Raw genomic sequence first — 25892 nt, 5'->3', positions numbered from 1 at the left:
GGCTGGTCGTCGAGTCAGGCGGCCGCAGCCTTGCGGAAGTCAAGATAGCTTGCGCCGAGCCCCTCCTTCAGGGCCTCAAGAACGGGGATCGCATCGTCGAAACAGGCGTCAGGCGTGAGGTAGCGTTGCGGATCGCCATTGGCGAACACCCGTGCTGCTTCGTGGAAGGACGAGGGTTCCCGTTGCACGGCCGCGCAAAAGGAGGTGATGCCGAAACGCGCATTGACCTGCAGTGCGCGAGTCCGCTGCGGCTGCGTTAACGGAAGGGACTGCGACTGCAGGAAACCGTGGATATCGGCGAAGCGCAGGATTTGCGTATGACGCATACTGGCCTCGGCGGGGAGCCCGACGTCGCGGTAGAGCGACAGCTTGGTCGCCAGAATGCTGGACTCATCGCGCCAGCGGCCGAGGTCGTAACGATAGAGTGTCGCCGGGTCATGGACGACTCGGCCCGTTGCGACGAGAGACAAAACAAGCGCCCAGTCGCAATAAGCACCGCGGGTTGGATGGTGGTCACGAAGCATGCGCCACACATGCGTGAAGGGGGCCGAGCGCCAGATGCTGTAGTAGAGCGTGTTGTCGCCTTGCGCGGATCGATTGTAGGCGATGATGCGGTCGCCGGCATCCGTCTCATCAAGGGTGAACTGCTTGACCGTCACTACCCCGTCGGTTGCGGTCCAGAGCAGCGTCGACGGGCGGACTGCGATGACGTCATCTGCCAGGCTGTCGAGACGGAGTCGTTCTTGCCCCGGATGGAGATGCAGCACATCGTCATCGCCCATGGGCATGAGAAAAGGCGTGTCTGCTTTTTCGAAGGCAGCCAGTCCATTGTCGAGGGCTGAATAGCCGGAGGTGTCGAGATAGGTAAGGCAGGGCGAGGCGCCTTCAAAACGGGCGCGCTTCTCCGGATCGCCGGAATTGTCGGCAATAATGACCCTTGCGCCGGTTTTCTCGGCGTAAATCAGGGCGCTTTCCAGCGCCAGTCGGCTGGAGGCGTAAGGGCGGTTGCTGGGGATGCAAATTGACAGCATGGCTATTCACGATTCTTGTGTTTGCTGCGAAACATGTCAGCCGAGGCTAGCGCTAAACTTGCGCATGCGAGCGTCAGCCTTCCTTGAGGAGACTGCGCGAAATCCGGTATTTTCCGGTTGTGGCTTGTCCCGACAGCTTTCCTCAGGCGCCTTCAGGTTGGTTCACGTCTCTGACAGTCGGCGCATGAGTCGGTTGCCGATGTCGGCGGGAAATGCTAGAGGAGCCGGCTATGGGATCGAAATTCGGATGCCTCGCGAACCAGTTCATCGTGCTGCAGGATCATAAGCGTCTGCCGGCACGTTTTTTCGCGCGCGTCTCCGGGGCGCTCATCAGCTTTCTAGGCTAAGCGCTGTCATTGGCGTCGCTTGACGGCGTCCTGCCCGAATTCCATTTTCACACTCAGACGGATCTTCAGCCATGAGCGCACCCCGTACCCTCTACGACAAGATTTTCGACGACCACCTGGTCGACCGCCAGGACGACGGCACCTGTCTTCTCTACATCGACCGTCATCTCGTGCATGAGGTGACGAGCCCGCAGGCCTTCGAAGGTCTGCGCATGGCGCACCGTACGGTGCATGCGCCGCAGAAGACGCTCGCCGTCGTCGACCATAACGTGCCAACCACGCCGGATCGCCACACCGGCATCAAGAACGAGGAAAGCCGCATCCAGGTCGAGGCGCTGGCGCATAACGCCGCCGAGTTCGGCGTGGAATATTATTCCGAGAACGACAAGCGTCAGGGCATCGTCCACATCGTCGGGCCGGAACAGGGTTTCACCTTGCCGGGCATGACCATTGTTTGCGGCGACAGCCACACCTCGACCCATGGCGCGTTTGGCGCTCTGGCGCACGGTATCGGCACGTCTGAAGTGGAGCACGTTCTGGCCACCCAGACGCTGATCCAGTCGAAGGCGAAGAACATGCTGGTGCGCGTCGACGGCCAGCTGCCGGAAGGCGTCACCGCCAAGGACATCATTCTCGCCATCATCGGCGAGATCGGCACCGCCGGCGGCACCGGCCACGTCATCGAATTCGCCGGTGAGGCGATCCGCTCGCTGTCGATGGAAGGACGCATGACGGTTTGCAACATGACGATCGAGGGCGGCGCCCGAGCCGGCCTGATTGCGCCGGACGAAAAGACCTTCGAATACATCAAGGGCAAGCCGCGGGCGCCGAAGGGCGAGGCCTGGGATCAGGCCGTTGCATACTGGAAGACGCTGCATACGGACGAGGGCGCGCATTTCGACAAGGTTGTTGTGCTCGACGCCGCCAACCTGCCTCCGATCGTTTCCTGGGGGTCCTCGCCGGAGGACGTCGTGTCGATCCAAGGCGTCGTTCCCAACCCGGACGACATCCAGGACGAGAACAAGCGCACATCGAAGTGGCGGGCGCTCGACTACATGGGCCTGAAGCCCGGCACCAAGATGACCGACATCGCCATCGACCGCGTGTTCATCGGCTCTTGCACCAATGGCCGCATCGAGGACCTGCGCGCCGCCGCCAAGGTGCTGGAAGGCCGCCACGTCGCGCCGACCGTTTCGGCCATGGTCGTTCCGGGCTCGGGTCTGGTCAAGGAACAGGCGGAAGCCGAGGGGCTCGACAAGATCTTCAAGGATGCCGGTTTTGAATGGCGCGAGCCGGGTTGCTCGATGTGCCTTGCGATGAACGACGACCGGCTGAAACCGGGTGAACGCTGCGCCTCAACCTCGAACCGCAATTTTGAAGGTCGTCAGGGCTACAAGGGTCGCACGCACCTGGTCTCGCCAGCGATGGCCGCTGCCGCCGCCGTTGCTGGCCACTTCGTCGACATTCGCGACTGGAAATAACCTTTCGCCCGTCCATGTTTTGAACGGGGCCGCCCGCAGCGATGCGGGCGGCCTTTTCCGTTGCCGCCTCGCCATCTCTGGATGAAGCGGAGAGCGGGCATTGCAAAGCGGCGGAAAGCGGCTATCGTCGCCTCGTCACAAAACTGTCATATGGCGCCCCTCCTCCGATGCTTCGGCCGCTTCCGAAATTCTCCGCTTTGCCGTCACCCGGATTACTGGCGGGGTGGCCGTGAGTGCGATCGCCGTTGGGCTGGCGCTGGTCGCGGCCATCCTACATGCGAGCTGGAACGCCTTCCTGCGCAATGGCGCCGACCGGTTGTGGTCGGTAACGGTGATGGGGCTGGCCGGCACCGCGATCGCCGTTCCCTTCATCGCCTATTTTCCCCTGCCGGGATCGGCGGCCTGGTTCTACATATTGCTCTCGTCGGGCTTGCAGGTGGGCTATAGTCTGTTCCTCGTCGCCGCCTATCGCCATGGCGAACTCGGTCAGGTCTATCCGATCGTGCGTGGCACGGTGCCGCTTCTGGTGACGCTTGGCGGTTTCCTGTTCTTCGGCCAGATTCTCGGGGTCTATCAGACGCTTGGTGTCGTGCTGGTGGCGGCCGGGATCATGAGCCTGTCGCTCGGCAAGACGCGGGCGGCGAATTCCTCGCTTGCCTATGCACTGCTTACCGGGCTGATCATCGCCTGCTATTCGACAGTCGATTCGCGCGGCGTACACATGGTCGAGCAGCCGTCCGCCTATGCCATGTGGGTGCTTTTCCTCTACGGCTTGATGCTCGCTGCGACCTATGCGGTCGCGCGGCGCGGCCTTGTCATCGACGTGCGCTCGCCCGTGACCTGGAAGGCGGTGGGCGGCGGGGTGGTGGCGCTCATGGCCTATGGTCTGGTCGTCATTGCCTATGCCTATGCGCCGGCGGGGCTGGTGACGGCGGTGCGTGAGACGAGCGTGGTTTTCGCCGTATTGATCGGCGCGCTTTTCCTTGGCGAGCGCTTCACGCTGCGGCGGTTCATAGCCTGTCTCATCGTCGCGGTTGGCGCGATCTGCGTCAGCCTCTAGAATGGCGCGGGCGCGTGCGGCATGCGCTGGCTAAGCCTATGTTTCATGTGAATCATTTTCCCCAGGGAGGCGGCGACGATGGCATCGAGCCAGGCGGATAGACCGGCAAAACGCCAAGGGCTGCGGCTTTTGCTATTGCGCCATGCGAAATCGGCCTGGCCGGACGGCGTGGCGGATGAGGAGCGGCCGCTCAACGCCCGAGGGCGCGCGTCCGCGTCAATGGTCGGCGACTATCTGGCGCGCGAGGGGCTTGTTCCCGATCTGGCGCTGGTCTCGTCCGCGCGACGCACGCGGGAGACCTGGGCTCTGGTCGGCGAGTGTCTTCCTCGGACGCCCAAGGTGCGGCAGGAGCCTGGACTCTACGCGGCAAGCGCCGAGGATATGCTCGGTGTTCTGCGCCGCGTGGAGGCGATTTTCCCTACCGTGCTGATCCTGGCGCACAATCCGGGCACGCAGGATCTGGCGCTGCTGCTGTCGGGGGCGGGTGAAAAGTCGCAACGACGAGAGATTGGCGAGAAATATCCGACAGCGGGACTTGCGGTGATCGACTTCGGTCTCGACGACTGGGGGAAAGTCGGCGCGGGCGCGGGCTTTCTGGAGCGCTTCGTCACGCCGCGGATGCTCGGCTGAGGCGGGCCGGGCAAGATGTGGTCCGTGTCCGCGGAACCTGGAGCAATTCCAGCAAAAACGTGTAGCGGTTTTGCGTCCGGAAGTGCGTAAAACAGACAGATAGAGCATCGGAGGCGGCTCGGTTTTTGCCGGCGATGCTCTAGAATACCCGCAGCACGGTACGATCGTTGAGGAAGGGCAGCAGACGGCGCATGTCGGCGGGGGAAAGCGCGACGCAGCCCTCGGTCGGCGTATAGCCCGGCCGGGCGAGGTGAAAGAAGATCGCCGAGCCGCAGCCGCGCCGGCGGGAAAGGATGTTCCAGTCGAGAACGATGCAAACGTCATAGAGGTGGTCGTCGCGCAGCAGTTTCTCGTGGCTGGCGGCGAAGGGGGTGGTGACCGGGCGGTTATAGGCCGGGTGGCCGGGGGCATCGCACCAGAGCATGGTCTTGCGGATGCGTTTGACAGGCAGGGCCGTCGGCAGCGCGCCCATGCGCTCGCCACGGCGATAGCCAAAGAGCAGGCGCATGGCAGCGCGCGGGGTGGCGCCGTCGCCTTCGCGCTTGAGGCCGGTGACGCCGGAGCGGCCCAGTGCCGCGCGCAGGCGCAAGGGACCGTATTGCAGGATACCTTGCGTCGGGTTCCCCGGGGCCGGCCTGACGATGATCTGTTTGCCGGTTTTGCGCGTTTCGCCCCTTGTTTTTCGTCGTCGGGTCACGAGATTTTGCCTTGCCTGTGAATATCGGTGTATTCATAGCACTTCGAACCGGCACGCCAAGACGAACGGCACGAACGCAAACAGGAAGATCATATGACGGTGCGGACCATTCTGCTGGTAGACGATGACAACGATCTGCGCGAGACGCTGGTCGAACAGCTCTCGCTCTACGACGAATTCACCCTCACCGAGGCGGACAATGCGGCCGAGGGTATGCAGGCCGCGCGCAGCGGCCAGGTCGATCTGCTGATCATGGATGTGGGCCTGCCCGACATGGACGGGCGCGAGGCGGTGAAACTTCTGCGCAAGGGCGGTTTCAGGGCGCCGGTGATCATGCTGACCGGTCATGATACCGATGCCGACACCATCCTCGGTCTGGAGGCCGGCGCTAACGACTATGTCACCAAACCGTTCCGCTTTGCCGTGCTGCTCGCGCGCATTCGCGCACAATTGCGCCAGCATGAGCAGAGCGAGGACGCGACCTTCGGCGTCGGGCCCTATCTGTTCAAACCGAGCCAGAAGCTCCTCACCACCGAGGATGGCAAGAAGATCCGACTGACGGAGAAAGAGGCGGCGATCATCCGCTATCTTTATCGCGCCGGCCAGACGGTGGTGACGCGCGATGTCTTGCTCGAGGAGGTCTGGGGCTATAATTCCGGGGTGACGACGCATACGCTCGAGACCCATGTCTATCGCCTCAGGCAGAAGATCGAGCGCGATCCGTCCAATGCCGAGATCCTGGTCACCGAGAACGGCGGCTACAAGATCGTTCCCTGACGACCGGAGTTTTCCATGGCACTCGCCGACGATATAGACCTTCTGGCCAAGGTGCCGTTGTTTGCCGGGCTCTCCTCGGATCAGCTGCGGCTGATCGCCTTCGGTGCCGAGCACCGGCCCGTCGCCAAGGGGCAGGCGCTGTTTCGCGAGAAATCTCCGGCCGAATGCGCCTATGTGGTGGCACGGGGCGAATTCGAGTTGTCAACGCTGGGACGCGGCGGCAAGCCGAAGAGCGAGGGTGTTGTCGGACGGGGCGTCATGCTGTCGGAACTGGCGCTGGTCACCATGGTCGAGCGCAAGTACACGGCGGTCGCCTCCGAGGATGCCGACGTTATCCGCATCACGCGGGCGCTGTTCCATCGCTTGCTGGAGGAATATCCGGACATGGCGGTGGTGATCGAGGGCCGCATCCGCGCGGCGCTCGCCAGCCTGATCGACGGTGCCGCGGCTATGGCCGGGCGCTTCGAATAGCGATTTCCTAGAGCATCACCGGCGAAACCGAGTCGCCCGCGATGCTCTATCTATTTGTTTTTACGCAATTCCGGACGCAAAACCGCTACGCACTTCTGCTGGAATTACTCTAGAGAGAGAAACGCGCGGTCACAGGGACGTGGTCGGATGGGCGGTCCCAGCCTCGCGCCTCGCGCAGCACTTCGATCGAGCGCAGGTTATCCTTCAGGTCGGGCGAGGACCAGACATGGTCGAGCCGGCGGCCCTTGTCCACGCCGGACCAGTCCTTGGCCCGGTAGCTCCACCAAGTGTAGAGCTTCTGGTCTTCCGGCACCTGCTCCCGCATCAGGTCGATCCAGCCGCCTTCGCGCATGACCTCGAGCAGGCCCTCGGTCTCGATCGGTGTGTGGCTGATGATCTTCAGCATCTTCTTGTGCGACCAGACGTCGTTTTCCAGCGGGGCGATATTGAGATCGCCGACGAGGATGGCCGAGACGCCGGGTTCGGCATCGGCCTTCAGGTCGCGCATCTCGCCGATGAAATCGAGCTTGTGGCCGAATTTCGGGTTGACCGCGCGGTCCGGTTCGTCGCCGCCGGCGGGTACATAGAAATTATGGATGCGGATGCGACGGCCGCCCCATTCGAAGATTGCCGAGATATGACGGGCATCACCGACGCCGCAGAAATCCTGGCGATGATCTTCAGTGAGCGGAAAGCGCGAGGCGATCGCCACGCCGTGATAGCCCTTCTGGCCGTGGATGATGATGTTGTCATAGCCGAGCGCTTTGAGCGCGTCGGCCGGGAACTCGTCGTTCTGGCACTTGATTTCCTGCAAGCACAGGATGTCGGGAGCTGCGCTCTTGAGGAAATCCTCGACGATCGGCAGGCGAAGCCGCACCGAGTTGATGTTCCAGGTGGTGATTGAAAGGGTCATCTGATGGCTGCTCCCGGCTATCGCGCCTCGCAGCTTTAGGCAATTCCACCGGGCCTGAACAGCAAAAGGCGGCCCTTGGGCACAAGGGCCGCCTTTTCTCCACAGGGCAGAACCCGTGTTTAGCGTTTCTGGCCGTGCACATCGGCGTAGGGGATCTCGAAGACACTCGGATCGAGTTGTACGCCGTTCTGCACGTTGAAGATCATGACGGACGTATCCTTGGCCTGGACATCGGTGATCGTCCACTGCCGCAGGTCGAAGGTCTTCGGGTCGAACATCAGGGTAATGGTCGAATCGCCGAAGATCGTCTTGTCGCCCAGCACGATGGTGGTCAGATCCGCCTCTTCCTTGACATCGCGCACCATCTGGTGGCCGAGATCGATCTTGTCGGCCAGCAGCAGGCTGAGCGGCGTCTTTGACAGGGGGTAGAGGTCCCAGGTCTTCAGCTTCACGTTACCGATGACGACGTTCTTGCCGTCGGCGATCACGCGCATGGGCGAGGGCTTCTCATAGTTAAAGCGCAACTTGCCGGGACGCTGGATAAAGAACTTACCACCGGTCTGTTCGCCGCGCGGGCCGAACTGGACGAATTCGCCCATCATCGTCTTCACCGAGGAGAAATGGTCGGCGACCTTCTGTGCTGCGCTGGGGTCGGTGGCGGCAAGCGCTGACGGTGGCGAGGCGGCAAAGGCAAGACATGCGGCTGCGCCGGCCGCGAACTGGCGGCGCGTCGCAGAAGCCGGAAGGCCCGCCATGCGTTCGAAATTGTCTTCAGTCATCCGGAACTCCTTCATATCATGCCTCATCGCCGAAGAAGACGGCGTCTTCATGGCCGAGCGGGCGAAAGCTGACGCGGTCAGACGACGTGGCACGGGGGCAACGTCCGGCAGGCCTGTTGGTTTAACGCTCGATGATGTCGGCCTCTGTCGGTACGAGGATCTCACGCTTGCCGGCATGGTTTGCCGGGCCGATAATGCCCTCTTTCTCCATCCGCTCGATCAGCGACGCGGCACGGTTGTAGCCGATGCCGAGACGGCGCTGGACATAGGAGGTCGAAGCCTTGCCGTCGCGCAGGACGATCGCCACGGCCTGATCGTAAGGGTCGTCGGATTCGGACAGGTTGGAGGTGCCGGCCGGACCGCCGCCGTCTTCGTCCTCATCCTCATCAACGGTGATCGCGTCAAGATATTGCGGCGACCCTTGCGTCTTCAGATAGGCGACGATCTCCTCGACTTCCGTGTCGGAGACGAAGGGTCCGTGAACGCGCTGAATACGTCCGCCGCCGGCCATATAGAGCATGTCGCCCATGCCGAGCAGCTGTTCGGCGCCCTGCTCGCCGAGAATCGTGCGGCTGTCGATCTTCGATGTCACCTGGAAGGATATGCGGGTCGGGAAGTTGGCCTTGATCGTGCCGGTGATGACGTCGACTGACGGGCGCTGGGTCGCCATGATGACATGGATGCCGGCGGCACGGGCCATCTGGGCAAGCCGCTGCACGGCACCTTCGATGTCCTTGCCGGCGACCATCATCAGGTCGGCCATTTCGTCGATGATGACGACAATATAGGGGATCGGCTGGAGATCGAATTCCTCGGTCTCGTAGATCGCCTCGCCGGTCTGGCGGTCGAAACCGGTCTGGACTGTGCGGGTCAGCACTTCGCCTTTGGCGAGCGCCTGTTCGACACGGCTGTTGAAGCCGTCGATGTTGCGCACGCCGATCTTCGACATCTTCTTGTAGCGCTCCTCCATCTCGCGGACGGTCCACTTGAGCGCCACCACCGCCTTCTTCGGGTCGGTGACCACCGGTGACAGCAGGTGGGGGATGCCATCATAGACGGAGAGTTCGAGCATTTTCGGGTCGATCATGATCAGGCGGCACTTCTCCGGCGGCAGCCGGTAGACGAGCGAGAGGATCATGGTGTTGATGGCGACCGACTTGCCCGAGCCGGTGGTGCCGGCCACCAGCAGGTGGGGCATCTTGGCCAAGTCGGCGATCACGGGTTCGCCACCGATGGTCTTGCCGAGCGCCATGGCGAGCTTGGCCTTGTTGCTGTCGAAGTCCTGGCTGCCTATCAGTTCGCGCAGGTAGACGGTTTCACGGCGCTGGTTGGGCAGCTCTATGCCGATCGCATTGCGGCCTGGGACGACGGCGACGCGGGCGGCGATCGCGCTCATCGAGCGGGCGATGTCGTCGGCGAGGCCGATGACACGGGACGACTTGATGCCGGGCGCCGGTTCCAGTTCGTAGAGGGTCACGACCGGGCCGGGACGGACCTGGATGATCTCACCCTTGACGCCGAAATCCTCCAGCACGCCCTCCAGCATGCGGGCGTTCTGTTCGAGCGCGTCGGCGGAAAGCGTCGCGTCTCGCGCGACAGCCTTCGGTTCGGCAAGCAGATGGACGGACGGGAGCTGGAAGCCGTCCGGCCGTAACAGCGAGCCCTGGGCATCGCGCTCGACGCGGGCGCCGGGCCTCGGGCGGGCTGCGGGGGCGACGACACGCTTTTGTGTCCGGCCGTCGTCCGGCAGGATGCCGGCAGGGCGCGGCATGTCGTCGATGTCGAAGGGCCCGGTGTCAAAATCGTCATCCATGTCGCCGGCGATCGGCGGAGGAGCGACGATATGGCGCGAGGGCGCGGCAACCCGGCCAGAGGAGAGCGGCGCGCCATCGAGCGAAGGTTCGCGGCGCTCGTGCGGCGCGGGGACCTTGGGGCGGGCAGGCTCGTTGAGCATGCCGAACTCGTCCTCATTGAAATCATAAGGCTGCTCGAAGCGAGGGCTACGTTCCTTCGGCTTAAGGCCGAGCAGGCGGCGGGCGCGAGCCCGCATCGTGTACCAGGTGTGGACCATCACCCCGAGCGCGAGCGCGACCGGTCCTTCGCGGTCGTCTTCCTCGTCATCCGTGACGGCGGGTGTGGAGGCCTTCTTGCGCTCGGCTGGCGCGGTGTCGGCGCGAGGCTCGCGCGCGCTGTCGCGGCCGATCAGGCCGGCGGCGAACAGCAGCAGCCAGGTGGCCGGAAGGGCGAGTATCGCGCCCAGAACCATGGAGAAAGTGCCGGTTGGATAGGCGCCGATGAAGAGGCCCGGAAAACGCAGGATCATGTCGCCGAACACCCCGCCGATGCCGTTGGGGATCGGCCATGTGGCGGGCGGCGGGAAGCAACCGACCATGGCGGAGGCGACGATCGAACCGACGGCCCAGGCGCCGAGGCGGGCGGGAATACGCGACACCGGCCGGCCGGTGATCAGCGCGAGCGACCAAGCGAGCACCGGGAGCAGGGCAAGCAGGCTCGAAAGTCCGAAGAATTGCAGCATGATGTCGGCGAAGACGGCACCGCCATAGCCGAGGATATTGGTCGGCTCATTGGCGGTGGCATAGGACAGGCTCGGATCGGCGACGTTCCAGGTGGCGAGTGCCGCAACCGCCAGGACGAGGCCCAGGAAGAGCGCGAAGCCGACAAGCGCCAGCGCCTGTCGCACCACGAAGGCGCTGAGCGCGAAGCGGGTGGACTGTTCCTCGATCGCGGCCGAATTGCCTCTGTTCATCTTGCTGCCCGTCCATCTGGTGAATGTTTCCGGCCCGGAGGTGGACCCGGCGCGCGCCACGGCACGGCCATTCATGATCGGTACAGTACATGGTTGGGGGTTAATGGCGCATTAACCATGGCGCGCGGGAAGGGGCCGGCGGGCCGGACAAAAAAGCCCGGACAGGGTCCGGGCAAACAAGAGCCTCAATGGCCCTGACGGGAGGAGGTGCCGCGCCGGTGAACCGGCGCGGCGGATCCGCTTAGGAGTGGTAGGCGGCTTCGCCGTGCGAGGCGAGGTCGAGACCTTCGCGCTCGGCTTCGACCGGAACGCGCAGGCCGACGATGACATCGACAACCTTGTAAAGGATGGCCGAGCCGACGCCGCACCAGACGAGGGTGACGAGCACAGCCTTGACCTGGATCATGAACTGCGCGCCCATGGTGACGCCTTCGGCATAACCGATGCCGCCGAGCGACGCGGAGGCGAAGATGCCGGTCGCCAGCGCACCGAACAGGCCGCCGATGCCGTGAACGCCGAAGACGTCGGCGGTGTCATCGTAACCGAACTTGTTCTTCACCACCGATACGAAGAAGTAGCACAGCGGCGAAACGAGCAGGCCCATGACGATCGCGCCCATCGGGCCGGCGATACCGGCAGCCGGGGTGATGGCGACGAGGCCGGCGATCATGCCGGAAGCGGCGCCGAGCATGGACGCCTTGCCACGGGTGAAGGTTTCGACAGCGACCCACGATACGATGGCGGCGGCCGTGGCGATGAAGGTGTTGACGGTCGCGAGCATAGCGCCGCCGGAAGCCTCCAGGTTGGAACCGGCGTTGAAGCCGAACCAGCCGACCCACAGCATGGCTGCGCCGACGAGAGTCAGCGTCATGGAGTGCGGTGCCATCATGTCCTTGCCGAAGCCGATACGCTTGCCGACCATGATCGAACCGATCAGACCGGCGACGCCGGCGTTGATGTGAACGACGGTACCACCGGCGAAGTCAAGCGCGCCCCAGCCGAACAGCAGGCCGTTGGCATCCCAGACCATGTGGGCGATCGGGAAGTAGACGAAGGTGACCCACAGCAGGCAGAAAAGGATCGCTGCCGAGAACTTGATGCGCTCGGCGAAAGCGCCGACGATCAGGGCCGGGGTGATGGCGGCGAAGGTCATCTGGAACAGCATGAAGATGTATTCCGGAATGACGGCATCGGAGAAGGTCGCCGCGGTCGAGTCCATGTTGACGCCGGACAGGAACAGCTTTGCCGTGCCGCCGAAGAAGGCGTTTTCCGCGCCGCCGAAGGCGAAGGAATAGCCGTAGATGACCCAGGCCAGCATGATGGCCGCACCGGCGACGGTGCACTGCATCAGAACCGAGAGCATGTTCTTCGCGCGGACCAGGCCGCCGTAGAACAGCGCGAGGCCCGGAACCAGCATGAACAGAACGAGGATCGTGCAGAGGAACATGAAGGCGGTATCGCCCTTGTCCGGCACGGGTGCGGCGGCTACGGCCTCGGCTGCGGCCGGGGCTGCTTCCTGGGCAAAGGCGATGACCGGCGTCAGCACGCCGGCCGTGGCCACGCCCAAGGCCCCGAAAGCGGAAGAAAACTTAGAAAATGACATCAGAAACAACTCCCCTAACAGCCGTCTTACAGAGCTTCAGAATTGGTTTCGCCGGTGCGGATTCGCACGGCTTGGTCGATCGCATAGACAAAGATCTTGCCGTCGCCGATCTGGCCAGTCTTGGCGGACGCAGCGATCGCTTCGACGGCCTTGTCCGCGAGTTCGGAGGCTACGGCGATCTCGATCTTCAATTTTGGTAGAAAGCTTACGGCGTATTCGGTGCCGCGGTAGATCTCAGTGTGCCCCTTCTGGCGCCCGTAACCCTTCACTTCGGTCACGGTCAGGCCCTGAATGCCAACAGCGGTGAGGGCTTCGCGCACCTCATCCAGCTTGAACGGCTTGATGATGGCCATCACAATTTTCATCTGGTTCCCATCCTTTGCTTGTCCTCGGCCCCGAGCCGACTCTCCTGCCGCCGGCAAGAGAAGACGCCGTGCGACTGATGTGTGACATTCAAAGTATGTGCCAGTTTGGATGCGGCTAATAAGTTATTGAAATATAAAGGCTATGCGGAGCCAATCTAATAAACGGGCATTTGATTGGCGGTTGACCGCACAAAAAATAAGCAAAAATACAGTTTTGCTCTCGATTTAGGCGTTTGCTCTTTTGCGGATCAGGCCTTCCTGGGCGACGGAAGCGATCAGTGTGCCATCCCGGCCATAGATGCTGCCACGGGTCATGCCGCGAGCGCCGGATGCGCTCGGGCTGTCCTGGGTATAAAGAAGCCAATCCTCAAGCCGGCAGGGGCGGTGGAACCACATGGCATGGTCGAGACTCGCGGGCTGGATTTCCGGATTGAAGATCGAGGTTCCGTGCGGGTAGAGCGATGTGTCCAGCAGGGTCATGTCGGAGAGATAGGCGAGGACGGCATACTGATAATGGTGATCGTCCGGCACTGGACCGGTGGTGCGCACCCAGATATGGGCGCTGGGGTCCAGCTTCTCGTTCGAGATGTAGTGGGTGAGGGAGACCGGGCGAATCTCGATGGGGCGTTCGCGCCCCCAATAACGCTTGACCGTGTCGGGCGCCTGGGCAAGGAAGACCTCGCGGAATTCCTTCTCGCCCATCAACTCTTCGGGCTTGGTCACGTCCGGGATCGCCATCTGGTGATCGTAGCCGGGCTCTTCGATCTGGAACGAGCAGGACATGGCGAAGATGGTCTTGCCGTGCTGGATGGCGACGACGCGACGGGTGGAGAAGCTCGAACCGTCACGGGTCCGTTCGACCTCAAAGATGATCGGCACCGTGGGGTCGCCGGGGCGGACGAAATAGGCGTGGAGCGAATGGACGCGACGGTCGTTGTCGACGCAGCGCTGCGCCGCCATCAGAGCCTGGGCGATAACCTGGCCGCCGAACACGCGTTGCCAGCCGTTTTGCGGGCTCATGCCGCGAAACAGGTTTTCCTCGAGTTTTTCGAGATCCAGGGTCTCGATCAGTCGGTCCATGGCTGTGGGATTTTCGCCTGACTGCGGCATAATAGCGTGGCCCCGCTTATAGGAACAAGTTCAAGGCTGATCTATATAGGAGTGAAGACATGCACAAGGGTAAAGGAAATTCGCCATGCTGGATTTGCTGATCGTCGGCGGTGGCTATGTCGGCCTTTCGGTCGCAGTCGCAGTCAAGCAGGCCGCTCCGCATCTCGCCGTCGAAGTGATCGAGGCGGCTCCGGACGGAGCCTGGAAGAAGGATCCGCGCGCCTCGGCGATCATCGCCGCAGCGACCAAGATGCTGGATGTCTTCGGCATCTGGGACCGCATCGAGCCGGAGGCCCAGCCGATCACGAAGATGATCGTTACCGATTCGAAGACCTCCGATCCCGTGCGCCCGGTCTTTCTCACCTTTGATGGTACGGTGGAGGAGGGGCGACCGTTCGCCCATATGATCCCGAACGTCGCCATGGTCGGCGCGCTGCGCGCGGCCTGCGAGCAGGCCGGCATAAGCATTCGCCAGGGCGTGCGCGCGACGGGTTTCAAGAATACCGGGCCAGCGGCGGAGCTGACGCTGTCGGACGGGTCGGTTCTCTCGGCCCGGCTGGTGGTTGCCTGCGATGGAGTGCGCTCGAAGCTGCGTGACCTTGCGGGGATCAAGACGGTCACCTGGGACTACGGCCAGTCCGGCATCGTGACGACGGTCGAGCATGAGCGGCCGCATGACGGATGCGCCGAGGAGCATTTCCTGCCGTCCGGCCCCTTCGCCATCCTGCCACTGAAGGGCAATCGCTCGTCGCTGGTGTGGACCGAGCGCACAGCCGAGGCCGACCGGCTGGTGGCTTCGGACGATCTGGTGTTCGAGGAGGAGCTGGAACGGCGTTTCGGCCACAAGCTCGGGCCGATTCGCGCGACCGGAGACCGCCGCGCCTTCCCGCTCGGGCTGACGCTCGCCCGGCAATTCGTCGCGCCGCGCATCGCGCTGGCCGGCGACGCCGCCCATGGTATCCACCCGATTTCCGGCCAGGGACTCAATCTCGGCTTCAAGGACGTGGCGGCACTGGCCGAGACGATCGTCGCGGCGGATCGGCTGGGTCTCGATATCGGCGATCTCAACGTGCTCGAACGCTATCAGACCTGGCGGCGCTTCGACACCTTCCGCATGGGCGTCACAACCGATGTGCTGAACCGGATGTTCTCCAACGATTTCACGCCGCTTCGCGTCATCCGCGACGTCGGGCTCGGGCTGGTCGATCGGTTGCCGGTGCTGAAATCCTATTTCATCCGTGAGGCCGCCGGTACGGGTAACGGCGGCGCGCCGAAGCTTCTGGCGGGCGAGGCGATCTGAACGGCCTCACCGTTCGCCAGTCTCCTTGCCTGCAAGCCCCGTGCTATTGGCGTTTGGTCGATGACACATGTTCGCGGTGTTGATTGTGTCGGTCTGGCGGGGAGTCGGCCAGACCGCTCACCTCCCGCTCACTCGCTGATCTTGCGGGCCTCCGACACAAGCATGATCGGAATGCCATCGCGGATCGGGTAGGCGAGCCGGGCGCGCTCGGAGATCAGCTCGTTCTTGTCGCGGTCATAGCTCAGGCGGCCTTGCGTCAGTGGACAGACCAGCAGTTCGAGCAGTTTCACGTCCACCTTGCTCATTCGCTCGTCCATGGCTATCCGAGGTCCTATTGCAGACGTGGTTCGCTATCGCCGAACTCGCGGGCGAGCAGGATCTCGGTGATGGCGATCAGGGTTTCGGCGCGGGTCTTCAAGTCCGGGGCCTCAAGCAGTGCCTGTTTTTCCGCTGGGCCGAAGGGCGACATCATCGAAAGGGAATTGACCAGCGTGACATTGCTGGCACGTTCTACGCTTTCCCAGTCGGCCTCGAGCTTGTTGGCGTCGAGATAGGCGCGGAAGGCAGCGAGCAGGCCAGAGCGGTCGACGCTTGTCTCCTCGTCGGGATCGCTCTTGAGGTCGGAGATGAAGGGCGCGATGCGAAAGCTGCGATAGGGCTTGGCGCCGTTTACCTCGTCGAGCAGGCGAAAGCGACAGATGCCACCGAGCGAGGTGATATAGCGACCGTCGCCGGTCTCGGTGAGTGAGGTGATTCGGCCGATACAGCCGATCTGGCAGAGGGCCGGGCGTTCGGGCAGGATGTCGCCCGTCAGGCCTTCGGTGAGTGCAGGCTGGATCATGCCGATCAGTCGGTTTCCGGCCATGGCCGCATCGAACATGGCGATATAGCGCGGTTCGAAAATATTGAGCGGCAACTGACCGCCCGGCAGGAGAAGGGCGCCGGCGATCGCAAATACCGGCAAAACCTCCGGCAGGTCGTTCTCGGTCAGATATCTGGCATTGCCGACTTGCATAAAACTCCACCCTTCTGCGGCACGAGACGCGCCGCAGCCTCCTTCATAATGTGGTTCGCGTCGGCGAAAACTCAAGGGCCGCTTTGGCCCCCCGCCTCACGAAAACAGAATAGACGACAGCTTGCGCCGCGCCATGATCGTCGCCGGGTCCTTCGGGCCCCAGGCTTCGAAGAACTCGACAAGCTGGCGGCGTGCACCGTCGTCATCGAAAGTGCGGTCGCGCTTCATGATGAGTAGCAGGTGTTCGGCCGCCTCCTCGCGTCTGCCGCTGACGTTGAGGATCTTGGCAAGCTTCATGCGGGCTTCATGGTCATCCGGATTGAGCGCCAGTGCATGCTCGAGGGCGGCAGGATCGCCGAGCTTGCGGGCCTCGTCCATCTGTTCGATTTTCTTGGAGACCGCTTGCACCTCGGGCGCCTTCTTGTGTTCGTCGGGCATGCCGGCGACGAGTTCACGGGCGCGGTCGTGCTGGCCGGCAGCCAGCATGCATTCGCCCATGCCGGCGGCGGCCTTGGCGTTCTCCGGATCGGCCTGAAGCACCGCGCCGTAGAGCTGGGCGGCGCCGTTGATGTCACCGGCCGCCAGCAGGGTGGCGGCTTCTTCGAGCGCTGCCTCGATCTCGGCTGCCTGATCGGCGCCGGCGGGGCCGGCGATCTTGTCGATGAACTGACGAATCTGGCTTTCCGGCACGGCGCCCATGAAGCCGTCCACCGGACGGCCGTCGACAAAGGCGACGACAGCGGGGATCGACTGGATGCCGAGCTGGCCGGGAATGGCGGGATGATCATCGATGTTGAGCTTGACCAGCTTGACGCGGCCCTTCTCCTCATTGACCACTTTCTCGATCACCGGGGCGAGCTGTTTGCAGGGGCCGCACCAAGGCGCCCAGAAATCGACCAGAACCGGCTGGTTACGGGATTCTTCCAGCACGTCCTTGGCAAAGCCGGCGGTGGTGGTGTCCCTGACAAGGCCAGCCGCGGCCGGTGCTGAGGCCGGTGTTGGGGTTGGTGCCGGGGCCGAAGCCGCCGGGGCGGCGCCGAAATGCGCCTGGCCGGTCAATTGTCCACCATAACCGCCGTAGGGGTTGCTGTTGTCGCTCATCGCTCGTCTCCCGCATATTCAGGCCGCGCCGGGCCAATTTTCCGCTTAAGATCGTATGTCAGGCCGTGACTTTCAAGACAAGCGGCGTGTGGCCCGTCGCCTCGAGAAAGCGCAGGATGTCATCGCGGGCGACCGAAGTGGTGGCGTCGTTCGACAGCGGGTGGCCGTTGATGATGTCGTGCTGCATCAGGTCCTTGTCGAGCACAAAGGTCACATTGTGGCCGGTGTCATTGATGGCGCCGAAGACGGTGACCGAGCCCGGAATGACCCCGAGATAGTCCATCAGCTTCTCCGGCTTGCCGAAGGAGACTTTGCTGGCCGCGCCGATCAGCGTGTGCACCGTCTTCAGATCGACGACGGCGTTCTCCTCGACGGTCAGCAGGAAGAACTGGTCCTTCTTGTCCTTGACGAACAGGTTCTTGGTATGACCGCCGGGGATCTCGTCGCGTAGAGAGACCGATTCGGCGACGGTGAAGACCGGTTCATGGTGCTTTGTCTCGTGACGGATCCCGAGGTCATCAAGGAAACGGTAGAGGTCTTCGGCAGTCTTCGGCTGGCTGGTCATCGCATTTTTCTTCCTGGGATCTTGGCTTTCCAAGGTCGGGCCAAGGTCGAACCAAGGCCGATCCGGCTGATCTTGTCGCGAAGTGATACGGCCGACCAAAGCCCTTGGCAACGTCGGACAGCGACAAAAGCCCGCGTTTCCGGGACTTTGGCGGCGGCGAAAAAAGACATCGAATTTTTCTCGAAAATTTCGTCATTTCCCTGTTGCATTTGAAAAACGGTTAGGCCATATAGCGCCCGTCGCCGCAAGAAACGGCGGCCCACGATCCACCAACTACCCCAGGATCGCGGCAATGAGCGGGTGTAGCTCAGGGGTAGAGCACAACCTTGCCAAGGTTGGGGTCGAGCGTTCGAATCGCTTCACCCGCTCCATTTTTCTTCCGATTACGATGACGACTGTGTTCGCCACCCCGGCGGAAACCTTGCATTGTCGCGCGGTGTGGCCGCGGCCCGAAGGCCGCTTTCCTCAGCTCTTCGAAAAGACATAGTCGGTTTCCTGGCGGAGCACTTCGCCGGGCCGCAGGATGGCGTTGGGGAAGTCCGTGTGGTTGACCGCGTCTGGCCAGATCTGGGTTTCCAGGCAGAAGCCGGCATAAGGGCCGTAGGTGCGGCCCTCGAGGCCGGGAACGGGGACGTCGAGATAGACGCCGGCGTAGAACTGCACACCGGGTTCCGTGGTCCGTACTTCCATGGTCACGCCTGAGTTGATGCTGCGGGCCAGTACCACGGGCTGCTTGGTCATGCGCGCCTGCGCCAGACAGAAGTTGTGGTCGAAGGCGACCTGCTTGTGATGTTCCTTGCGCGCGATCGGCGCCATTTCGCGGAAATCGAAGGGTGTTCCGGCGACAGACGCGCGTTCGCCGGTCGGGATCAGGTCGCGGTCGACCGGCAGATAATGGTCGGCGGCGATCATCAGGTCGTGGCCGAGGATGTCGTCGAGACCGTCGAGGTTGAAATAGGCATGCTGGCAGACATTGACCGGTGTCGGCCGGTCCGTGCGGCTCTCGTAGATCACCGAGAGCACGCCGTCATCCTTCAGGGTATAGGTCGCGCGGATCCCGCAATTGCCGGGATAGCCGGCGCGACCGTCTGGATCGGTGACTTCCATTGTCACGCGATCGGCGCCGAGATCGGTAATCGTCCAGTTCATCCGGGCCGTGCCGTCCGAGCCGCCGTGCAGATGTGTCAGGCCGCGCTCGTTCAGCTCCAGCTGGTAGTCGGTGCCGTCGATGCTGAAACGGCCATGGGCGATGCGGTTGGCGCACCGGCCGGGCGTGGCGCCGAAAAAAGGCGAGTGCTGCTCGTAGTCCTCGAAACGCTCGAAGCCGAGCACCAGCGGCGCGTCATGTCCGGCAAGGCGCAAATCCTGGATCGCGGCGCCGAAGGTGATGATCTTCGCCATCAGGCCGCCGGCGCGCAGCGTGACCCGCTCGACCGTTTCGCCCTTTGAGGTCGTGCCGAAGATTTCCCTGTCCGTCATGCCATTCCCCCGATTCGCGGCCATCGCCGTCTATTTCGCCAGTTCGCGCGCCGCCTCTTCCAGGCCGCCGAGCGTCAGCGGATACATCCGGTTTCCCAACAACTGGCGTATCATGCCAACCGACTGGGTGTAGCCCCACGCGTCCTGTCTTAGCGGGTTGATCCACAGGCTGCGGCGGAAGTGGGCGGTCAGCCGGTCGATCCAGACGGCGCCCGCCTCGGTGTTCCAGTGTTCGACCGAGCCGCCGGCATGGCTGATCTCGTAGGGGCTCATCGACGCGTCGCCGACGAAGATCAGCCGGTAGTCCGGACCGAAGGTGCGGATGATGTCCTCGGTCGCAATGACCTCGGCCATGCGGCGGCGATTGTCCTTCCACACCCGCTCGTAGGGGCAGTTGTGAAAGTAGAAATAGTCCATGTGGCGGAATTCGGAGCGTGCCGCGGAGAACAGCTCCTCGACGATGCGCACATGGTCGTCCATCGATCCGCCGATGTCGAAGAACATCAGCAGCTTCACGGCATTGCGCCGCTCCGGCTGGGTCTTCACGTCGAGATAGCCGTGCTCGGCGGTCGCGCGGATGGTGCCGGAAAGATCGAATTCCTCTGCCGCACCCTCGCGGATGAAACGGCGCAGGCGCCTCAGCGCCACCTTGATGTTGCGGGTGCCGAGCTCGACCGTGTCGTCGAGGTTCTTGAACTCGCGCTTATCCCAGACCTTCACGGCGCGGCGGTGGCGCGATTCGTTCTGGCCGATGCGCACGCCTTCCGGATTGTAGCCATAGGCACCGAAGGGTGAGGTGCCGGCGGTGCCGATCCATTTCGAGCCGCCCTGGTGGCGGCCCTTCTGCTCGGCCAGTCGCTCGCGCAGCGTCTCCATCAGCTTGTCGAAGCCGCCGAGCGCTTCGATCAACTTCTTGTCCTCGTCCGACAGGTGCTTCTCGGCGAGCTTCCTCAGCCATTCCTCAGGGATCGGCACAGTCTCGACGCCATCGGCGCCGGAAACGGCTTCCAGCCCGCCGAACATTTCCGAGAACACCCGGTCGAAGCGGTCGATATGGCGCTCATCCTTGACCAGCGCTGTGCGGGCGAGGAAGTAGAAGGCCTCCGTGTCGAAGTCGACGAGCCCCTTCTCCATGCCTTCGAGCAAGGCGAGGAATTCCCGCAGCGTCACCGGGATCCGCGCTTCCTTGAGCTTGAGGAAGAAGGGGATGAACATCGGCCTCTATCACTCCTTGCCGCCGTGCTGCACCATCAGCGCCCGACCCCGATCTCTCGCAGATCGTAAGGCGTCGTCTGGTAGATTTCGTTGATCCAATTGCCGAACAGCAGATGCGCGTGGCTGCGCCAGCGGTTGAGCGGTGTCAGCGTCGGGTCGTTATGCGGGAAATAGTCGTACGGCATCTTGATGGGTATGCCGGCATTCACGTCGCGGAAATACTCGTCGGCGAGCGACGTCGAATCATATTCGACGTGGTTGAACATGTAGAGCCGGTTGCCCTTCTTCTCATGCACAAGGCAGACGCCCATCTCGTTGGATTCCATCAGGATCTCGAGGCCCGGCACTTTCTCGATATCGGCGCGGCGCACCTCGGTCCAGCGCGACACCGGGACCTGGAAGTCGTCAGAAAAGCCGTTGAGATAGACGGAGGCCGGCGACAGGTTGCGATGGCGGTAGACGCCGAAGGCCTTTTCCTTGAGGGCGTGCTTGGGCACCTTGTGGAAATGGTAGATGGCGGCCATCGCGCCCCAACAGACATTCATCGTCGAATGGACGTTGGTTTCAGTCCAGTCGAAGATCCGCTGCATCTCGTCCCAGTAGGTCACCTCTTCGTAAGGCAGCGTCTCGACCGGCGCGCCAGTGATGATGAAGCCGTCGAACTTGCGGTCCTTCACCTCTTCCCAAGTCTGGTAGAAGGACAGCAGGTGTTCTTCAGATGTGTTCTTGGCCTTGTGGCCGCCGATCCGGACGAGCGTGAACTCGACCTGGAGCGGCGAGGCGCCGATCAGGCGGGCGAACTGAACCTCGGTCTTGATCTTGTTCGGCATGAGATTGAGCAGGCCGATCTGCAACGGACGGATATCCTGGCGGACAGCCATCGTCTCGGTCATCACCCGCACGCCCTCGTTTACGAGGGTCTCGAAGGCGGGCAGCGTGTCGGGTATCCTGATCGGCATCGTTTCTCATTCCCAGCATTGGCGGAAAAACCGCAAAATAAAACCGGCGGCGAGAAATCGCGACCGGTGCTCGGGAAAATGACGACTTTCCTCGGCCCCTTTAGCGACTTCTTTAACGTGGCTGCAAGCCGGCCGGCCAAATCACCACGGGACCGGCTTTAGATAGTCGTCTTCCTGCGGAAGATCAATGAAAAACCATGCTGCGCCGCAGCTTGCGGGCGATGCGGCCTGTCAGCGACCTTCCCGCCGCGCCATGAAGGCCAGCCGTTCGAACAAGTGGACGTCCTGTTCGTTCTTCAGGAGGGCGCCATGCAGCTTGGGTAGCGCTTGCTTGGGATCGGCACGCAGATCGGCCGGTTCGACGTCCTCGGCGACCAGCAGGCGGATCCAGTCGAGCGCTTCGGAGGTCGACGGTTTCTTCCTCAGGCCCGGCGTCTCGCGGATCTCGTAGAAGCGGGTCAGCGCACTGGCGATCAATGTCTGTTTGATGCCGGGGTAATGGACCTCGACGATGCGCGACAGCGTGTCAGCATCGGGGAAGCGGATGTAGTGGAAGAAGCAGCGGCGCAGGAAGGCGTCCGGCAGCTCCTTCTCGTTGTTCGAGGTGATGATGACGATTGGCCGTACGGCCGCTTTCACGGTTTCGCCGGTCTCGTAGACATGGAATTCCATGCGGTCGAGTTCCTGCAGAAGGTCGTTGGGGAACTCGATGTCGGCCTTGTCGATCTCGTCGATCAGCAGAACAGTCTTCTTGCCGGCGGCGAAGGCCTGCCAGAGCTTGCCCTTTCGGATGTAGTTCGAAACGTCATTGACGCGCGCGTCACCGAGCTGGCTGTCGCGCAGACGCGAAACCGCATCATATTCGTAAAGGCCCTGCTGCGCCTTGGTGGTCGATTTGATGCTCCATTCGATCATCTCGAGACCAAGGGCTGCCGCTACCTGCCGGGCGAGTTCGGTCTTGCCGGTGCCGGGCTCGCCCTTGACAAGCAGTGGCCGCTCGAGCGCGATTGCCGCGTTGACGGCGACCATCAGGTCCTTGTCGGCGATATAGTCGGCGGTACCGTGAAATTGCATGCTTGATCTTCCTGGCTGATCCTCGACGGTGAACCTAGTGGCGCAAAGGGGGCAGTGCAAGATGGAGAGGCGGTTTCGGGCCGCGCCGACGCGCCAGATAATGCTTGTAAAAAGGCTGGAATCTGACAGGCTGAATCCAGCGATACGCGTCGTATGTTCGTGTTTCAACGCTTGTTTCCAGGCAAGAAAGGTCATGTCCTGGATGACGGCGAGCGCATTCTCCGGCCGGTTCTGCCAGACTCATGGCACCGCCGGCCGCATTCGCTTCAAGTATGAAGAATTCTACCGATAGACGATTGAAGATCACCTGTTCCCGATCGAGCGCTGCCATCAAGGGTGGCCCGCGATCCTTCACCAAAGGAAGATACCCATGGCCAAAGGTCAGGTACGTTCGAACCGCGAAGTGCGAAAACCCAAGAAGGATAAAACCAAGGTCGATGCGCCGAAGACGTCCGGCTTCACCAACCAGCTGAAGAATGCCGAAACCGCCAAGGACGGCACCGCCAAGCGCTGAGGCGCCGCCGGCGTCCAGCAACAACACGACCAAGCGTCGTGTCCGGCCCGATCGGCGCCCTGGCGTCCAGTCAGGTGGCAAGGGCTAGAGGAAACGGCCTTTCCCTTCACGGCCCATATGCGCTATGGGCTCATCCATGACGGACACGACCTTCACCATCCTGCTCGGCGGGGCATTGACCCCGACCGAACGGCTGAGAGCCGCGGTCGCGGGAAGCCGCGCCATCGCGGCCGATGGCGGCATGCGCCATGCGGCCGCGCTCGGCCTTTCGCCGGAGCTGTGGGTCGGTGATTTCGACAGTTCGGCCGATCTGCCGGTCGAGGATTTTCCCGGCGTGCCGCGCATGCCCTATCCGGCGCAGAAGGCGTCGACCGATGGCGAGATCGCTGTGGAACAGGCCCTGTCGCGCGGGGCGACGAGGCTGGTTCTGGCCGGCGCGCTTGGCGGGGAACGTTCGGACCACGCGGTCATGCATTTGCTCTCCGGCGTTGCCCTGGCCAAGGCCGGCATCGACGTGATGATGAGCTCGGGGACGGAAGAGGCCTTTCCGCTGCTTCGCGCCGAGTTGACGCTCGACCTGCCCAAGGGCTCGCTGTTCTCGATCCTCGGATTTTCGCCGCTTGCCGGGCTGACGATCGGCAATGCCCGCTATCCGCTCACCGATTTCGCGCTGGCCTTCGGGTCATCGCGCACCATTTCCAACGTGGCCGAAGGGCCGGTGTCCTTTTCGCTGAAAAGCGGCGACGCCGTGATCCTCGCGCGCCCCTATGACCTTTCCGGAGCTTGACCTTGGCGCCTCCCATTCTCAAACTCGACGACATTTTCCTGTCCTTCGGCGGCGCCCCGCTTTTGAACGGCGCCAGCCTGCAGGTGGAGCCGGGCGACCGCATCTGTCTGGTGGGCCGCAACGGCTCGGGCAAGTCGACGCTGATGAAGATTGCCGCCGGCATGGTCGAGGCGCAGTCGGGCGAGGTGTTTCGCCATCCGGCCGCGACGATCCGCTATCTCGAGCAGGCGCCTGATTTCGGCGCCTTCAAGACCGTGCAGGCTTACTGCGAAGCCGGGCTTGGGCCGGGCGACGATCCCTATCGAGTCACCTATCTACTGGAACATCTCGGGCTTTCCGGTCAGGAAGACCCGGCCAGTCTGTCGGGCGGCGAGGCCCGCCGCGCGGCGCTTGCCCGCGTCCTGGCGCCGGAACCCGATATCCTCATGCTCGACGAGCCGACCAACCATCTCGACCTGCCGACTATCGAGTGGCTGGAAGGCGAGTTGCAGAAGAGCCGCAGCGCGCTCGTGCTGATCTCGCACGACAGACGCTTCCTGGAGAAGGTGTCGACCGCCACGGTCTGGCTTGATCGGGGGCTGTCGCGCCGCCTCAATCGCGGTTTCGGGCATTTCGAGGAATGGCGCGACAAGGTGCTGGAAGAGGAAGAAATCGAGCGGCACAAGCTCGGCAAGGAGATTCAGCGCGAGGAGCACTGGTTGCGCTATGGCGTGACGGCAAGGCGCAAGCGCAATATGCGCCGTCTCGGCAACCTGCAGAGCCTCAGGGCCGAATATCGCGGCCACAAGGGGCCGCAGGGCACGATCCAGGCAAACGCCACGGAAGGCAAGGAGAGCGGCAAACTCGTTATCGAGGCGGACAAGATCACCAAGGTCTATGGTGAGCGGACGATCGTCGCGCCGTTCTCGATCCGCGTGCATCGAGGCGACTGCATCGGTCTGATCGGCCCGAACGGCGCCGGCAAGACAACGCTACTCAAGATGCTGACAGGCCAGCTGAAACCCGACAGCGGCAAGGTAAAGCTCGGCACCAATCTCGAGATCGCCGTGCTCGACCAGAAGCGCGAGGACCTCGATCCCGAGGACTCGCTGGCGCATTACCTGACCGATGGCCGTGGCGACAATCTCCTGGTCAATGGCGAGCAGAAGCATGTGACCGGCTATATGAAGGACTTCCTGTTCCAGCCGGAGCAGGCCCGTACGCCGATCAAGAATCTCTCTGGTGGCGAGCGCGCACGCCTGATGCTGGCGCGGATCATGGCCAAACCGTCGAATCTTCTGATCCTTGATGAGCCGACCAACGACCTCGACATCGAGACGCTCGACCTGTTGCAGGAGATCGTCGCCGGCTATTCCGGCACGGTCATCCTCGTCAGCCACGATCGTGACTTCCTCGACCGCACGGTGACATCGACGATCGCGCCGGCCGATCCGGAGCATCCGGACGGCCGCTGGATCGAATATGCCGGCGGTTATTCCGACATGTTGGCGCAGAAGAAGGGCGTCGAGGACGAACGCAAGCGGGTGGAGAAGGCGGAAAAGGCGAAGTCCTCCGACAACACCAAGCCGGCGGATGGCGGTGGCAAGGCCAAGGGAAAGCTCTCCTTCAAGCAGAAGTTCGCGCTGGAGAACCTGCCGAAGGAGATGGAGAAGACGGAAAAGGAGATCGCCGCTCGCGAGGCGAAGATGGCCGATCCGAACCTCTTCACAAAGGATCCCGCGACCTTCAACAAGCTGGCCGCCGAGACGGAGAAGCTGCGCGCTGACCTCGTCCGCATGGAGGAGGAGTGGCTGGAGCTGGAAATGCTGCGCGAGGAGCTGGAGGGGTAAAATCTCCTTCAGCCGGCAGACGG

General features: G+C 62.8%; 25 protein-coding genes, 1 tRNA gene and 1 riboswitch. Of the genes, 10 read left to right on the top strand and 16 right to left on the bottom strand.

Annotated features, from left to right (window positions below; all coding sequences use genetic code 11):
- Positions 1-14: 14 nt before the first annotated feature.
- On the bottom strand, positions 15-1031 hold the full coding sequence (locus RNA01_RS13925) for a glycosyltransferase family protein (RefSeq protein ID WP_147180820.1): 1017 nt from the start codon (positions 1029-1031) through the stop codon (positions 15-17).
- Between the two features lie 418 nt (positions 1032-1449).
- Between RNA01_RS13925 and leuC the strand changes: the two genes are divergently transcribed.
- From leuC to RNA01_RS13905, 3 genes are all read left to right on the top strand, one after another.
- Positions 1450-2859, top strand: a complete 1410-nt coding sequence (gene leuC, locus RNA01_RS13915) for a 3-isopropylmalate dehydratase large subunit (RefSeq protein WP_147180818.1) — start codon at positions 1450-1452, stop codon at positions 2857-2859.
- A gap of 229 nt (positions 2860-3088) precedes the next feature.
- The gene (locus RNA01_RS13910) at positions 3089-3919 is read left to right on the top strand and encodes an EamA family transporter (protein WP_147180817.1); all 831 of its coding nucleotides are present in this window, start codon (positions 3089-3091) and stop codon (positions 3917-3919) included.
- Between the two features lie 78 nt (positions 3920-3997).
- A complete protein-coding gene (locus RNA01_RS13905) occupies positions 3998-4549 on the top strand; it encodes a SixA phosphatase family protein (RefSeq protein ID WP_147180816.1) in 552 nt (183 codons plus the stop codon).
- 139 nt (positions 4550-4688) lie between these two features.
- On the opposite strand, the gene RNA01_RS13900 is transcribed toward RNA01_RS13905, so the two are convergent.
- Positions 4689-5246, bottom strand: coding sequence for a L,D-transpeptidase family protein (locus tag RNA01_RS13900; RefSeq protein ID WP_235916629.1), 558 nt, complete (start codon positions 5244-5246; stop codon positions 4689-4691).
- 93 nt (positions 5247-5339) lie between these two features.
- Here RNA01_RS13900 and RNA01_RS13895 point away from each other — a divergent pair, with 93 nt between their 5' ends.
- Complete coding sequence (locus RNA01_RS13895) at positions 5340-6023, top strand: response regulator transcription factor (RefSeq protein ID WP_147180815.1); 684 nt, start codon at positions 5340-5342, stop codon at positions 6021-6023.
- 15 nt (positions 6024-6038) lie between these two features.
- Complete coding sequence (locus RNA01_RS13890; protein WP_147180814.1) at positions 6039-6494, top strand: cyclic nucleotide-binding domain-containing protein; 456 nt, start codon at positions 6039-6041, stop codon at positions 6492-6494.
- Between the two features lie 109 nt (positions 6495-6603).
- Here the strand turns inward: RNA01_RS13890 and RNA01_RS13885 are convergent, their stop codons facing one another.
- The 6 genes from RNA01_RS13885 to tesB form a co-directional block, all read right to left on the bottom strand.
- Complete coding sequence (locus RNA01_RS13885; protein ID WP_147180813.1) at positions 6604-7407, bottom strand: exodeoxyribonuclease III; 804 nt, start codon at positions 7405-7407, stop codon at positions 6604-6606.
- Positions 7408-7526: 119 nt separating this feature from the next.
- Complete coding sequence (locus RNA01_RS13880) at positions 7527-8186, bottom strand: outer membrane lipoprotein carrier protein LolA (protein WP_170253451.1); 660 nt, start codon at positions 8184-8186, stop codon at positions 7527-7529.
- A 121-nt stretch (positions 8187-8307) separates the two neighbouring features.
- Entirely contained in the window at positions 8308-10953 is a 2646-nt protein-coding gene (locus tag RNA01_RS13875) for a DNA translocase FtsK (protein ID WP_147180811.1), read from the bottom strand.
- A gap of 241 nt (positions 10954-11194) precedes the next feature.
- Entirely contained in the window at positions 11195-12556 is a 1362-nt protein-coding gene (locus RNA01_RS13870) for an ammonium transporter (RefSeq protein ID WP_147180810.1), read from the bottom strand.
- Between the two features lie 26 nt (positions 12557-12582).
- Entirely contained in the window at positions 12583-12921 is a 339-nt protein-coding gene (locus RNA01_RS13865) for a P-II family nitrogen regulator (protein WP_147180809.1), read from the bottom strand.
- Positions 12922-13146: 225 nt separating this feature from the next.
- On the bottom strand, positions 13147-14031 hold the full coding sequence (gene tesB, locus RNA01_RS13860; protein ID WP_147180808.1) for an acyl-CoA thioesterase II: 885 nt from the start codon (positions 14029-14031) through the stop codon (positions 13147-13149).
- 85 nt (positions 14032-14116) lie between these two features.
- Between tesB and RNA01_RS13855 the strand changes: the two genes are divergently transcribed.
- On the top strand, positions 14117-15331 hold the full coding sequence (locus RNA01_RS13855; protein ID WP_147180807.1) for a ubiquinone biosynthesis hydroxylase: 1215 nt from the start codon (positions 14117-14119) through the stop codon (positions 15329-15331).
- Positions 15332-15459: 128 nt separating this feature from the next.
- Here the strand turns inward: RNA01_RS13855 and RNA01_RS13850 are convergent, their stop codons facing one another.
- The 4 genes from RNA01_RS13850 to RNA01_RS13835 form a co-directional block, all read right to left on the bottom strand.
- Positions 15460-15648 carry a Trm112 family protein gene (locus RNA01_RS13850; protein ID WP_147180806.1) on the bottom strand — a complete coding sequence of 63 codons (189 nt, stop codon included), beginning with the start codon at positions 15646-15648 and terminating at the stop codon, positions 15460-15462.
- A gap of 14 nt (positions 15649-15662) precedes the next feature.
- A complete protein-coding gene (locus RNA01_RS13845) occupies positions 15663-16346 on the bottom strand; it encodes an LON peptidase substrate-binding domain-containing protein (protein WP_147180805.1) in 684 nt (227 codons plus the stop codon).
- 96 nt (positions 16347-16442) lie between these two features.
- A complete protein-coding gene (trxA, locus tag RNA01_RS13840; protein ID WP_147180804.1) occupies positions 16443-17447 on the bottom strand; it encodes a thioredoxin in 1005 nt (334 codons plus the stop codon).
- Between the two features lie 58 nt (positions 17448-17505).
- On the bottom strand, positions 17506-18012 hold the full coding sequence (locus RNA01_RS13835; RefSeq protein WP_147180803.1) for a prolyl-tRNA synthetase associated domain-containing protein: 507 nt from the start codon (positions 18010-18012) through the stop codon (positions 17506-17508).
- 296 nt (positions 18013-18308) lie between these two features.
- On the opposite strand from RNA01_RS13835, the gene RNA01_RS13825 reads away from it, so the two are divergent.
- Positions 18309-18383: transfer RNA gene (locus RNA01_RS13825), tRNA-Gly, on the top strand.
- A gap of 94 nt (positions 18384-18477) precedes the next feature.
- Here the strand turns inward: RNA01_RS13825 and RNA01_RS13820 are convergent.
- From RNA01_RS13820 to RNA01_RS13805, 4 genes are all read right to left on the bottom strand, one after another.
- Complete coding sequence (locus tag RNA01_RS13820; RefSeq protein WP_147180801.1) at positions 18478-19491, bottom strand: aldose epimerase family protein; 1014 nt, start codon at positions 19489-19491, stop codon at positions 18478-18480.
- Positions 19492-19521: 30 nt separating this feature from the next.
- On the bottom strand, positions 19522-20706 hold the full coding sequence (locus RNA01_RS13815) for a vWA domain-containing protein (protein ID WP_147180800.1): 1185 nt from the start codon (positions 20704-20706) through the stop codon (positions 19522-19524).
- 35 nt (positions 20707-20741) lie between these two features.
- Positions 20742-21665, bottom strand: coding sequence for a homoserine O-acetyltransferase MetA (metA, locus tag RNA01_RS13810; protein ID WP_147180799.1), 924 nt, complete (start codon positions 21663-21665; stop codon positions 20742-20744).
- Between the two features lie 79 nt (positions 21666-21744).
- A riboswitch (SAM riboswitch) is annotated at positions 21745-21823 on the bottom strand.
- Positions 21824-21896: 73 nt separating this feature from the next.
- Complete coding sequence (locus RNA01_RS13805) at positions 21897-22739, bottom strand: AAA family ATPase (protein ID WP_147180798.1); 843 nt, start codon at positions 22737-22739, stop codon at positions 21897-21899.
- Positions 22740-23109: 370 nt separating this feature from the next.
- On the opposite strand from RNA01_RS13805, the gene RNA01_RS23685 reads away from it, so the two are divergent.
- The 3 genes from RNA01_RS23685 to RNA01_RS13795 all read left to right on the top strand — a co-directional run bounded on the left by RNA01_RS23685 (position 23110) and on the right by RNA01_RS13795 (position 25869).
- Positions 23110-23253: a hypothetical protein gene (locus tag RNA01_RS23685; RefSeq protein ID WP_170253449.1), complete on the top strand. Its 144-nt coding sequence runs from the start codon at positions 23110-23112 to the stop codon at positions 23251-23253.
- Between the two features lie 136 nt (positions 23254-23389).
- Positions 23390-24040 (top strand): thiamine diphosphokinase, encoded by a 651-nt coding sequence (locus tag RNA01_RS13800; RefSeq protein WP_147180797.1) that lies wholly within the window; start codon positions 23390-23392, stop codon positions 24038-24040.
- A gap of 2 nt (positions 24041-24042) precedes the next feature.
- The gene (locus tag RNA01_RS13795) at positions 24043-25869 is read left to right on the top strand and encodes an ABC-F family ATP-binding cassette domain-containing protein (protein ID WP_147180796.1); all 1827 of its coding nucleotides are present in this window, start codon (positions 24043-24045) and stop codon (positions 25867-25869) included.
- Positions 25870-25892 lie beyond the last annotated feature (23 nt).

Source organism: Paenirhizobium naphthalenivorans (assembly GCF_007992095.1).
GTDB classification, from domain to species: Bacteria; Pseudomonadota; Alphaproteobacteria; order Rhizobiales; family Rhizobiaceae; genus Allorhizobium; species Allorhizobium naphthalenivorans.
The sequence above is the reverse complement of the archived record's forward strand: the minus strand, read 5'-3'. Positions and strand labels throughout refer to the sequence as shown.